The sequence below is a fragment of the Nonomuraea sp. NPDC052129 genome, from assembly GCF_040680095.1.
In the GTDB taxonomy this organism is placed as follows: Bacteria; Actinomycetota; Actinomycetes; order Streptosporangiales; family Streptosporangiaceae; genus Nonomuraea.
In genome coordinates this window covers 116,192-128,362 of the sequence record NZ_JBFAVX010000020.1, presented here as the reverse complement: position 1 = coordinate 128,362, position 12,171 = coordinate 116,192, and the positions used below count along the sequence as shown (strand labels likewise).

Here is a 12,171-nt window from a genome sequence, read left to right as displayed (position 1 = left end):
TTTGCCCCACCCCCCTTGTGATATCCGCCACAGGGGTATTTGGTGAACACACCGCGTCCATGCGGTTTCTGTCCCCTCGCTCGGGCGCGGCGTTGGCACGTCAACCGACGACGCGGGAGGCGAATGTGGCAGAGAAGAACCCTGGTCATGCCATGGGAGCCGCGGGCAGGGCACCAGCGGCCGACAGGGCGGATGCGATACGCAATGTCGTGCTGGTCGGCCATTCAGGGGCGGGTAAGACGACCCTCGTGGAGCAGCTGCTGGCCGCGACGGGCACCGTTCAGCGGGCCGGCCGGGTGGAGGACGGCAATACGGTCAGCGACTTCGACGAGGTGGAGGTACGTCAGCAGCGTTCGGTGAACCTGTCACTGGCGCCGCTGGTGCACAACAGCATCAAGATCAATCTTCTGGACACCCCCGGTTACGCCGACTTCGTGGGCGACCTGCGCGCCGGACTGCGCGCGGCCGACGCCGCCCTGTTCGTCGTGTCGGCCTCGGAGGGCATCGACGGGCTGACCCAGATGCTCTGGGAGGAGTGCAGCCAGGTCGGCATGCCCAGAGCCGTCGTGATCACCAAGATCGACCACCAGCGGGCCGACTTCGACGAGGTCCTCGCCACCTGCCAGGACGTCTTCGGCGACGGCGTGGCCCCCCTCTACCTGCCGGTGATCACCAACGGGCACGTGAACGGCCTGATCGGCCTGCTGTCGCAGAAGTTCTACAACTACGCCACGGGCACGCGCACCGAGAAGGACCCGGGCGCCGAGTACGAGTCGCAGATCGAGGAGCACCGCGGCGTCCTGATCGAGGGCATCATCCAGGAGAGCGAAGACGAGTCGCTCATGGAGCGCTACCTGGAGGGCGAGCCGATCGACACCAAGGTCCTCATCGAGGACCTCGAGAAGGCCGTCGCGCGGGGCAGCTTCTTCCCCGTGCTGTGCAGCGGCATCGGCGTGGGCGCCCAAGAGGTGCTCGAACTCATGACGCAGGGCTTCCCCTCCCCGCTCGAACACCCGATGCCGGAGATCACCTCCCTCGACGGCAAGCCCGTCCAGGGCATCACCTGCGACCCCGACGGCCCGCTGGTCGCCGAGGTCGTCAAGACCACCAGCGACCCGTACGTGGGCCGCATCAGCCTGGTACGCGTCTTCTCCGGCTCCCTGCGCCCCGACATGACCGTGCACGTGTCAGGGCACGGCCTGGCCGAGCGCGGGCACGAGGACCACGACGTGGACGAGCGCATCGGGACCCTCACCTGCCCGCTGGGCAAGCAGCAGCGCGGCGCGCCGAAGGGGGTGGCGGGCGACATCATCGCGGTGGCCAAGCTCTCCCGGGCCGAGACGGGCGACACGCTGTCGGAGGTGGACAAGCCCCTGCTCATGACGGCGTGGGAGACGCCGGAGCCGCTGCTCCCGGTCGCCATCCAGGCCAAGTCCAAGGCCGACGAGGACAAGCTGTCGCAGGCGCTGGGCCGCCTGGTGGCCGAGGACCCGACGCTCCGGCTGGAGAACAACGCCGAGACCAGGCAGCTCGTGCTCTGGTGCATGGGCGAGGCCCACACCGATGTGCTCCTCGACCGGCTGTCCAAGCGGCACGGCGTCGAGGTCGAGCGCATCGACCTGCGGGTGCCGCTGCGCGAGACGTTCGGCGGCAAGTGCCAGGCGATGGGCCGCAACGTCAAGCAGACGGGCGGTCACGGCCAGTTCGCGATCTGCCATCTGGAAGTGGAGCCCCTGCCGTCCGGCGGCGGGTTCGAGTTCGTGGACAAGATCGTCGGCGGTGTGGTGCCCCGGCAGTTCATCCCGTCGGTCGAGAAGGGCGTACGCGCGCAGATGGAGCGGGGCGTCGTCGCCGGCTACCCGATGGTGGACGTGCGGGTCACGCTGTACGACGGCAAGGCGCACTCGGTCGACTCCTCCGACATGGCCTTCCAGATCGCCGGGCAGCTGGCGCTCAAGGAGGCCGCGTCCAAGGTGCCGACGCTGCTGCTGGAGCCGGTCGACGAGCTGTCGGTGCTGGTGGCCGACGACTACGTGGGCTCGGTGATGTCGGACCTGTCGTCGCGGCGCGGCCGGGTGCTCGGCACCGAGCCTGTGGGCACCGGACGCACCCTGGTCAAGGCCGAGGTGCCCGAACTGGAGATCACCCGCTACGCGATCGACCTGCGGTCCATGTCGCACGGCACCGGGACCTTCCAGCGGGCGTTCTTGCGCTACGAGCCGCTGCCGACGCACGTGGCGGAGAAGGTCGCCGTCACGGACTGACGTACGGGACCGAGGCCGGGAGGGGCGCCGTCCCTCCCGGCACATCCATTACTCTGGCCACTCGAACATCACGAAACGATTTCTTTTTTCCGGCCTGCGCACGTCGGAGCCAATGCCAGACTGGAACATCATGCGAACCGGACGCCCTCTCATCGCCGCTGCCGCCCTCGCCACCGTCACCGTCGGCGCCGCCTACCTCTTCGGACCGGGAGCCAAGCAGACACCCGCGGTGACCGCCTCGACCACCGCCGCGAAGAAGACGGCCGCAACTCGAGACGGGGCCGCCTGCACCGCCGACGTCCGCTACCCCAAGCGTCAGCTGCGCGGCATCTGGATCGCCACGGTCAAGAACATCGACTGGCCCTCACGCACCGGCCTGTCCGTCGCCAAGCAGCAGGCCGAATACCTCAAGATCCTGGACGCGGCGGTCAAACGCCGCTTCAACGCGGTGTTCGTACAGGTGCGGCCGGCCTCCGACGCGCTCTACAAGTCCTCGATCGAGCCGTGGACGCAATATCTGACCGGCACCGCCGGAAAGGACCCGGGCTGGGACCCGCTGCCGTTCCTCATCGCCGAGGCGCACAAGCGAGGCCTGGAGTTTCACGCCTGGTTCAACCCCTATCGCGCCTCCTACGACGGCGACGTGGCCGACCTGCCCGCCAACCACCCGGCCCGCCAGCATCCGGGCTGGACCGTCAAGTACGACGGGCGCCTCTACTACAACCCCGGTCTGCCGGCGGTCCGCGAGCACGTCACCAAGGTCGTCACCGACGTGACCCGGCGCTATGACGTCGACGGGGTGCACTTCGACGACTACTTCTACCCGTATCCGGGCGAGGGCGGCACGTTCAACGATGCGGCCGCCTTTACAAAGTATGGCAAGGGCAAGAACCTGGCCGACTGGCGGCGGGACAACGTCGACAAGCTGATCGCCCAGGTCGACGAGGCCGTGCACGCGACCAAGAAGTACGTCAAGTTCGGCGTCAGCCCGTTCGGCATCTGGCGCAACAAGGCGGAGGATCCGACGGGCTCCAAGACCTCCGGCATGTCGGCCTATGACTCGATTTATGCGGATGCGCGGCACTGGATCAAGGCGGGCACAGTCGACTACGTGATGCCGCAGCTCTACTGGTCGCGCGGCTTCAAGGCGGCCGACTACCGGGCCCTGGCGCCCTGGTGGGCCAACGAGGTCAAGGGCACCGACGTCGACCTCTACATCGGCCAGGCCCTCTACCGGGTGGGCACCAGGGACGACAAGGCGTGGACCAAGCCGGGCGAGTTGTCCGCCCATCTGACGCTCAACCGCGAATACCGGCAGATCGGCGGCGACGTCTACTTCAGCGCCGCGCAACTGCTCAGCAACCCGCTGGGCGCCGTCGACCGCCTGTCCAAGGAGCACTACAGCCGCCCGGCGCTGCTGCCGCTCATCAAGGACCGCGGCGGCGAGGCCCCGGCCAAACCCGCGGCGGTCAAGGCGGCCGGCCAGGTCATCTCGTGGAACGCGAGCGAGGGCGCCCGCTCGTACGCGGTCTACGAGGTCCCGAAGTCGGGGCAGGACTGCCAGGCCGTGGACGCCCGCAACCTGGTGGCCGTGGTCACCACACCCACGTACACCGCCGGCGCGCCGGGCACCTACCTGGTGACCTCCCTCGACCGCCTGCAGAACGAGAGCAAGCCCGCCAAGGTGACGGTCGCTCCGGCTTGAGGCCTTGGAGCCGACCTGACGGCCCTGGGGCTGACCTGACGGCCCTGGGGCTGACCTGGGACCCTGGGGTTGAACGGTCTCGCCACCCACGGCGAGGTGAGACGATGCTGCGGACGGTAGCCGTAGATCGTAGGGGGACATTCCCGTGAGGCGCGTGCTGGTCGTGATGGCGGTTCTCCTGTTCGTCGGGGGGTTCGCCCAGGCGGGGCAGGCCGACGACGGTGGTGGGCGGGTCGCGCTCATCGGTGTGCCGGGGCTCCACTGGAACGACATCACCCCGAACGACACGCCCAATCTGTCGCGGCTCGCGGGTGCCAGTGCGATCGGATCGCTGTCCGTACGCACTGTGGGCAGCCTGACCTGCCCCTACGACGGGTGGCTCACCGTGTCGGCGGGCACCAGGTCGGCCTCCGGCTACAGCTGCGGCGCGCCGCCGGCGCCGGAGGCGAGCGGCCAGGGCGCCGTCATCCCCGACTACCGCTACCTCATCGACGTGGCGGGCCAGCGCAACGCGGGCACGCTCGGCGAGGCGCTGAAGGCCGCGGGCCAGTGCTCGGTCGCCGTCGGCCCCGGCGCCGCGCTGGCGCTGGCCGACCGCAGCGGCGCGGTGTCCCGCTACCTCGCCTCCCCCGATCAGGTCACGGCCGCCGACCTGACGCAGTGCCGGATGGTCGCGGCCGAGGTCGACGACCTCATCCGCCCCTACCTGGCCTCCGGCAAGCTGCCCCGCGTGCCCGACCAGCTCGGCGCCCCCGAGCGCCGGGCCGCGCTGCGGCAGGCCGACGCGAAGGCGGGCGCCCTGCTGTCGGCCCTGCCCGCCGACGCCACCGTCATCCTGGCCGGCCTGTCCGACCACGGCTCCGTACCGCACCTGCGGGTGGCGATGCTGCGCCAGCCCGGCGCGCAGGGCCGCCTGCTCGGCGCCGCCTCCACGCACCGCGACGACATCTCGATCCTGCCCGACCTGACCGCCACCGCGCTGACCACGGTCGGCGTGCCGGTGCCCGACACGGTCGTGGGCGTGCCGCTCCAGGTGAGCACGCAGAGCGCGACGATCGACCGGCTGCGCCGCGCCGACGCCACCGCGCAGACGATCCGCTCGGTCAAAGGCATCTACTTCACGGTCGTCGCCGTGCTGCAGGTCCTGTTCTACCTGATCGCGTTCCTGCTGCTGCGCCGCCGCAAGGGCCTGCCCTGGGTACGCCTGGCGGCGGTCGCCCTGGCCTCGCTGCCCGTCTCCAGCTACCTGGTCAACCTGCTGCCGTGGTCCACCCTGCCGGGCCTGATCGGCGGCGCGCTCGGCTGGACGGCGGCCATCACCCTCCTCGCCTGCGCGGGGCCGTGGCGGCGCAGCCCGCTCGGCCCGCTCACGGTCGTGGCGGGCATCACCGCGCTCACGCTCGCCGGCGACCTGCTGACCGGCACGACCCTGCAGCTCAACAGCATCATGGGCTACAGCGCCGAGGTGGGCGCCCGCTACTACGGCCTGGGCAACATCCCGTTCGCGCTGCTGGCCACCGGCACCCTGCTGGCGACCACGACCATCGCCCACCACTTCCCCGGCAAGGTGGGCGTGGCGGCGGTGGCGGTGCTGGGGGCGTTCGCGATGGTGCTCGGCGGCTCGGGCATGGGCAGCGACTTCGGCGGCGTGATCGCGTTCGTCCCGGGCATCGCGGTGACCGCGCTGCTCATAGCGGGCAAGCGGGTGTCGATCGTGAAGCTGGGCGCGTTCTGCGTGGCGGGGGCGGTGATCGTGATGACGTTCGCGGTCATCAACTACCTGCAGCCGCCCGACAAGCAGACCCACCTGGGCCGCTTCGTCGGACAGGTGCTCAGCGGCGAGGCGCTCGAGGTCATCCTGCGCAAGCTCAGCGCCATGCTCGCCACGCTGCTCAGCCCCAACCTGATGCCGATCGTGATCGCCGCCACCGCGTTCCTCGTCTACGCGATCCTGCGGCCCGAGCAGGCCTCCGCCGGAGTGGTGCCCGCCGCCTTCACCTACTCCCCCGCGCTGCGCGCCGGGCTGATCGGCACCCTCGTGAGCGGCGTCCTCGGGATGCTGGTCAACGACTCCGGCGCGGCCGTACTGTCGATGGCGCTGGCCCTGGCGATCCCGCTGCTGCTGTCGGCAGGCATCTCCGCGCTGCCGCGACCGTCAGTCCCAAGCGTCGGCGAGCAGCTCGCGCGTGTCACGAAGTAGCTGCGGCAACACCTTGGTCTGCGCGACGACCGGCATGAAGTTGGTGTCGCCGCCCCACCTCGGCACCACATGCTGGTGCAGGTGGGCGGCGATGCCCGCCCCCGCCACCTGACCGAGGTTCATGCCGACGTTGAACCCCTGGGCCCCACTCGCCTTGCGCAGCGCGCGCACCGCCCGCTGCGTGAACTCCGCCAGCTCCACCAGCTCGGCGCCATCAAGCAGGTCATAGTCGGGTACGTGCCGATAGGGCACGATCATGAGGTGGCCGGAGTTGTAGGGGTAGAGGTTGAGCACCGCGTACACGACCTCCCCCCTGGCCACGATCAGCCCCTCCTCGTCGCTCATCTTGGGGATGGCGTCGAACGGACACCCGTCGTCGGCGCCCGTCCCCGTCGGCTTGCCCTCGCCCTTGATGTAGGCCATCCGATGCGGGGTCCACAGCCGCTGGAAGTTGTCTGGTGCCCCGGCCCCTGCCTGATCGTGCATATCTAGCAGCATAGGGCCCCAGGTCTTGGGACAAACGGCACAAGCTTCCGGGACAATCCTCAAGACCGCCCAGAGGAGGCCGCGATGACCGACGCATTAGGCGACGACACCACCAACCCGGGCACCACGGGGACGAACAGCACGGGATACGAACCCCCTGCATATCTCGCCATGGGATATGGCGATACCGGCACCGGCACCACAGAACGAGTCCCTGAACCGTACGGCGGCGGCCCGCTCCGCTCCATCGGCCCCAGCTCCAGCATTGACGCGGACTCCGGTTCCGGCTGGAGTACCGGCATGGGCTCCAGCTCGGATTCCGGCTTGGGACCCAGCTCCAGCTCAGGTTCCGGCTCGGGGCCCAGCTCCGGCTCGGATTCCGGCTCCAGCCTGGGCTCCCACTCCAGCTCCAGCTTGGACTCCGACGACGTAGGAGTCCACTCCATCGGCTCCATCTCTGGTGATGCCGGGATCCGTGGCACCGGTGCCGACTCCAGCGTCGTCAGCGCCCGGAGCATCGGCAGTGACAGTGGCAGTGGCAGTGGCGGATCCCGCAGAAGCGGCGCCGACTCCAGCCGCGTCGGAGTCCGCGGCATCGCCCCCGCCACCCCAGAGCCCAGCCCGGACAGCCCTGGCTTCCCTGACCCTGGCGTCTCCGAACTTGGCCCCTCCGGACCAGGCATCGCCGAACTTCGCCACACCAGCCCTGGACCTGCCAGCCCTGGACCCACAGGGCTCGGACCCGCCAGCCCTGGACCCACGGGGCTTGGATCCGCCGGGCTCGGATCCGCCGCGACTCCCGCTGCCGGATCCGGTGCGGCGCCGTACGGAGAGGCGGCCGCGCCGGCGTTCCCTGGGGACCGGTCGACGGCCACCGCGGCCGTGGTGAAGGGGCAGATCAAGGTCGCCGACGAGGTGGTAGAGAAGGTGGCCTATCTCGCGACAATGGAGGTGTCAGGCGTCGCGGACATGGGCGGCGACCTCGCCCGGGCCTTCGAGTCGGTCCGCGACCGCATCGGCATCGGCTCCCAGCGCGGCAATCAGGGCGTGAGCGCCCAGATTCAGGATCGCCAGGTGGCGGTGAGCCTGACGATCGTGGTCGAGTACGGCCACGTGGTGATGGAGGTCGCCGCCGCCGTCAAGACCAATGTGGCCCGCAGCGTAAGCCGCATGCTCGGCCTGCGGGTCACCGAGGTGAACGTCACGGTCGACGACGTCCGCCTCCCTGGCGAGCCCAGACCCACCGAAGAGCCCTCGGAATCAGACCCCTTCTGACCAAGATCCCAACCAGCCCACCGCCCCTGGACACGACTCCAGAGCACCCCCCAAGCAGGGCACCCGAACACCGGACCGGTGGAGAGCACCTGAGCACCGGCCCGGTGCAGAACAACGGTCCGGAGCGACGCAGCGGGCCGGAGCGACGCAGCGGGCCGGAGCGACGCAGGGTAGTGGTCCGGTGGCACGTACCGCCGGGAGGCGGGTCAGGCCACCGCGTCGGCCAGGCGGTCGATCTGGTCCGGGGCGGAGGCCCAGCAGTAGAGCATCACCTCGTCCGCGCCGATGCCGGTGAACGCCGTGACCGCGTCCCGGATCGCGGCGGGCGTGGTGAGCAGCCCGGCCAGCATGTGCTCGGGGCGCCCGGTGAAGGCGTAGTAATCGCCCATCTCCTTCCTGGCCTCCGCCAGCACCGGCTCCGGACCGAGGGCGACGTTGACCTGGGCCACCAGGCGGGGACGGCCCTCGCGACCGGCAAGCTCCCATCGCCGCTCCACGTCGCGGAAGGCCGTGTCCATCCACTGGGGCCCGAGCCCGGCACCCAGGAAGCCATCACCCCATCGGGCGACCCGCTCGAACACCGCCGGAACGAAGCCGCCGAACAGCACCTCGGGGCCGCCCCGCCGCACAGGCGCGGGACCGATCGGACCCACGCCATCGCCACCACCGACCCCGTACGGCTCGCCGGACCATGCGCGTCGCAGGCAGGTGAGTTGTTCGTCGAGGCGGCGCCCTCGGCGGTGGACGTCGACACCGGCTGCCAGGTAGTCGTCCTCGCGCCCTGCCGTGCCGATGCCGAGTGTGAACCGGCCGCCGGAGAGGCGGTCGAGCGTGGCGGCCTGCTTGGCCAGGATCGCGGTGTTGTGCAGGGGCGCGATCAGCACCTCGGTCTGGAGGCGGACGCGCGAGGTGGCACCGGCCAGGACAGCGAGGGCGACCAGTGGCTCGGGGTTGTCGTAGACGAGCCGGTCGAGCAGGCCGAGTGCGCTGAAGGGGCCAGTGTCGGCGCGGCGGGCCCAGGTCAGCAGCTGGGCGGGGTCATTGATGGGCAGGCCGAGACCTACGTTCATCGGGAGAACACTCCTTCGAAAGGGCATGCGAACAGATCGCACCGCCCCTCCGGGGTCCTCACACGCGATGTGCGGGCCTTGCTTCCACTCTGCGGCATATCTCTGGGAAGCGTGATCTTCAGAGTACGGGCAGATTACCGCATCCTCATCGCACCGCAACTTCAGGCCCCGTCAACTCTAACTCCCTAACCCCCGCCTGATCGACTTCATCATGATCCTCGTCGGGAAGTTCAACGACAAGCAGGGTCAGCCCCTAGCCAAATAACGTCAAATAGCGCTAAATAACGTCGCATAGCATGAAATGGAATGACGAAGCGTGGCATAGCGGGTTAAGTGCGGCTGATGTGTCGCCGAAACACGACAGCCGCGACACGGACGAATATGTCAGGCCGCACAGGTTGCAGCGCGCACCAACGCGTCAGGCCGCACAAGCCGCGACGCGACGAATGTGTCAGGCCGCAGCACGCAAGAAGGGGTACGGCGGACTCCCGCCGTACCCCTTCATAAATGCTGGAAAGTCAGACCTGGATGCGACGCTCCACAGCGTTGACGATCTCGGCGATCGCCTCCTCCACCGGCACGCCGTTCTTCTGCTCGCCATTGCGGTAGCGGAACGAGACCGCCCCGTTGGCGATGTCGTCGTCACCGGCCAGCAGCATGAACGGGACCTTCGACTTCTGGGCGTTGCGGATCTTCTTCTGCATCCGGTCGTCGGCCGTGTCGACCTCGATCCTGATGCCGCGCTCGCGCAGCTTCTTGGCCACGTCCTGCAGGTAGGGGATGTGCGCGTCGGCGATCGGGATGCCGGCGACCTGCACCGGGGCCAGCCACGGAGGGAAGGCGCCCGCGTAGTGCTCGACCAGCACGCCGAAGAAGCGCTCGATCGTCCCGAACAGCGCGCGGTGGATCATGACGGGCTGCTTGCGGGTGCCGTCGGCCGCCTGGTATTCGAGCTCGAACAGCTCCGGCAGGTTGAAGTCGAGCTGGATCGTCGACATCTGCCAGGTGCGGCCGATCGCGTCACGAATCTGCACGGAGATCTTCGGCCCGTAGAAGGCGGCGCCGCCCGGGTCCAGCACCAGCTCCAGGTTTTCGGACTCGGCGACCTCACGCAGCGTCTCGGTCGCCTCCTCCCACGCGTCGTCGGAGCCGACGAACTTCTCCGGGTCCTTGGTGGACAGCTCCAGGTAGAAGTCGTCGAGGCCGTAGTCGCGCAGCAGGTCGAGGACGAAGCGCAGCAGCGAGGCCAGCTCGTCGCGCATCTCCTCGCGGGTGCAGTAGATGTGGGCGTCGTCCTGCGTCATGCCGCGCACCCGGGTCAGGCCGTGGACGACACCCGACTTCTCGTAGCGGTAGACGGTGCCGAACTCGAACAGCCGCAGCGGCAGCTCGCGGTAGGACCGCCCGCGCGCCCGGAAGATCAGGTTGTGCATCGGGCAGTTCATCGGCTTGAGGTAGTAGCGCGAGCCCTCGAGCTCCATGGGCGGGAACATCCCGTCGCGATACCAGTCGAGGTGACCCGAGACCTGGTACAGCTTCTCCTTGGTGATGTGCGGCGTGTTGACGAACTCGTAGCCCGCCTCCACGTGCTTGCGCCGCGAGTAGTCCTCCATCACCCGGCGCATCACGCCGCCCTTGGGGTGGAAGACCGCCAGGCCGGAGCCCAGCTCGTCGGGGAAGGAGAACAGGTCGAGCTCGGCGCCCAGCTTGCGGTGGTCGCGCTTCTCGGCCTCCTCCAGCATCTTGAGGTAGTCGTCCTGCTTGTCGCGCGACTCCCACGCGGTGCCGTAGATGCGCTGCAGCTGCGGGTTCTTCTCGCTGCCCCGCCAGTAGGCGCCGCCGGAGCGCATGAGCTTGAAGGCCGGGATGGACCTGGTGGACGGCACGTGCGGGCCGCGGCAGAGGTCCTTCCAGCACAGCTCGCCGGTCTTGGGGTCGAGGTTGTCGTAGATGGTCAGCTGACCCGCGCCGACCTCGACGCTCTCCTCCTCGAGCGAGCCGCCCTTGAGCCCGATGAGCTCGAGTTTGTACGGCTCCCCGGCCAGCTCCTCGCGGGCCTCGTCGTCGGAGACGGCCCGGCGGGAGAACAGCTGCCCCTGCTTGACGATCTCGCGCATGCGCTTCTCGACGCGCTTGAGATCGTCGGGGTGGAACGCCTGCTCGACGTCGAAGTCGTAGTAGAAGCCGTTTTCGACGGGCGGCCCGATGCCCAGCTTGGCCCCCGGGAACAGCTCCTGCACCGCCTGCGCCATGACATGGGCGGTGGAGTGGCGGACGATGGCCCGGCCCTCGTCGCTGGAGACCTCGATCGGCTCGACGACGTCGCCATCGGCGACCAGGTGGGCCAGGTCGCGGGCCTCGCCGTTGACCCTGGCGGCGATGACGGTGCGGCCGTCGGCCTCCAGCGCGTCACCGGCCGTCGTGCCGGCCGCGACCACACGCTCGGCTCCGGCGAGGGTGATGCGTAGCTCGGCTGACACGGTGACTCCCTTGGATAGCACTGTTGGTGGTAAGCATCGATGCTATCGCGGGTGAAACCCCAGCCTTGTCAGGTCTTCTCGGCTCCCGCGGAAGACGTTGCGATCCAGCGGGCTGTTGGCGTATTGGTGAATCGTCCACTCGCCCCAGGGACCGGGCACCAGCGGCTCGCCACAGGGTTTCTCCGGGTTGGCGATCCACAGCGGATAGTCGCCGAGTCCCGCGCAGTGACCTCCGCGGGCGAACCACGGGAAGGTGTAGACGAATGGGCGCACGCCGCCGTGCCGCTCGACGTAGCGGCACCAGCGGCGGGCATACTGGGCGACCTGCTCGGGCCGGATCCCGTCGTTGCTCTCCAGGTCGAGCGCGACCAGGTCGCCGCGGCGAAAGCCGCCCGCCGCCCCCACCGCGTTCAGGAAGTGGCGGGCCTGCTCGTTGGGGTCGCCCTTCGGGCGGGCGTAGTGGTAGGCGCCGCAGACGATCCAGCTCTCCCGCATGCCCTGCCAGTTGCGGGCGAAGTACGCGTCGGTGTAGTCACCGCCCTCGGTGGCCTTGGCGAAGGCGAACGCTACCCCGGCTCCCGCGTGGCCGGTCCAGTCGACGGAACCTTGCCAGTTGGACACGTCTATGCCATGCAGCAAGCGCTTCACCTTGCGGGAGTTTATTCGGATGCCTCCCGGTCGCCCCACCGAC

At 69.2% G+C, this 12,171-nt stretch carries 9 protein-coding genes; 4 read left to right on the top strand and 5 right to left on the bottom strand.

Going from position 1 to position 12,171, the window contains the following annotated elements; all coding sequences use genetic code 11:
• Positions 1 to 125 precede the first annotated feature (125 nt).
• The 3 genes from AB0L53_RS35590 (at position 126) to AB0L53_RS35580 (ending at position 6,169) form a co-directional block, all read left to right on the top strand.
• Positions 126 to 2,264 carry an elongation factor G-like protein EF-G2 gene (locus tag AB0L53_RS35590; protein ID WP_358545939.1) on the top strand — a complete coding sequence of 713 codons (2,139 nt, stop codon included), beginning with the start codon at positions 126 to 128 and terminating at the stop codon, positions 2,262 to 2,264.
• 130 nt (positions 2,265 to 2,394) lie between these two features.
• On the top strand, positions 2,395 to 3,969 hold the full coding sequence (locus AB0L53_RS35585) for a family 10 glycosylhydrolase (protein ID WP_364003581.1): 1,575 nt from the start codon (positions 2,395 to 2,397) through the stop codon (positions 3,967 to 3,969).
• A gap of 145 nt (positions 3,970 to 4,114) precedes the next feature.
• Positions 4,115 to 6,169, top strand: coding sequence for a hypothetical protein (locus AB0L53_RS35580; RefSeq protein WP_364003578.1), 2,055 nt, complete (start codon positions 4,115 to 4,117; stop codon positions 6,167 to 6,169).
• On the opposite strand, the gene AB0L53_RS35575 is transcribed toward AB0L53_RS35580, so the two are convergent.
• Positions 6,125 to 6,655: an HIT domain-containing protein gene (locus tag AB0L53_RS35575; RefSeq protein ID WP_308016238.1), complete on the bottom strand. Its 531-nt coding sequence runs from the start codon at positions 6,653 to 6,655 to the stop codon at positions 6,125 to 6,127. The genes AB0L53_RS35580 and AB0L53_RS35575 overlap by 45 nt on opposite strands.
• Before the next feature lie 59 nt (positions 6,656 to 6,714).
• On the bottom strand, positions 6,715 to 7,251 hold the full coding sequence (locus AB0L53_RS35570; RefSeq protein ID WP_364003574.1) for a hypothetical protein: 537 nt from the start codon (positions 7,249 to 7,251) through the stop codon (positions 6,715 to 6,717).
• Between the two features lie 289 nt (positions 7,252 to 7,540).
• Here AB0L53_RS35570 and AB0L53_RS35565 point away from each other — a divergent pair, with 289 nt between their 5' ends.
• Positions 7,541 to 7,930 (top strand): Asp23/Gls24 family envelope stress response protein, encoded by a 390-nt coding sequence (locus tag AB0L53_RS35565; protein ID WP_364003571.1) that lies wholly within the window; start codon positions 7,541 to 7,543, stop codon positions 7,928 to 7,930.
• Positions 7,931 to 8,136: 206 nt separating this feature from the next.
• On the opposite strand, the gene AB0L53_RS35560 is transcribed toward AB0L53_RS35565, so the two are convergent.
• The 3 genes from AB0L53_RS35560 to AB0L53_RS35550 form a co-directional block, all read right to left on the bottom strand.
• Entirely contained in the window at positions 8,137 to 9,000 is an 864-nt protein-coding gene (locus tag AB0L53_RS35560) for an LLM class flavin-dependent oxidoreductase (RefSeq protein ID WP_364003568.1), read from the bottom strand.
• Between the two features lie 518 nt (positions 9,001 to 9,518).
• Complete coding sequence (gene thrS, locus AB0L53_RS35555; protein ID WP_364003565.1) at positions 9,519 to 11,501, bottom strand: threonine--tRNA ligase; 1,983 nt, start codon at positions 11,499 to 11,501, stop codon at positions 9,519 to 9,521.
• A gap of 21 nt (positions 11,502 to 11,522) precedes the next feature.
• Positions 11,523 to 12,128, bottom strand: coding sequence for a glycoside hydrolase family 25 protein (locus tag AB0L53_RS35550; protein ID WP_357955611.1), 606 nt, complete (start codon positions 12,126 to 12,128; stop codon positions 11,523 to 11,525).
• Positions 12,129 to 12,171: the final 43 nt, after the last annotated feature.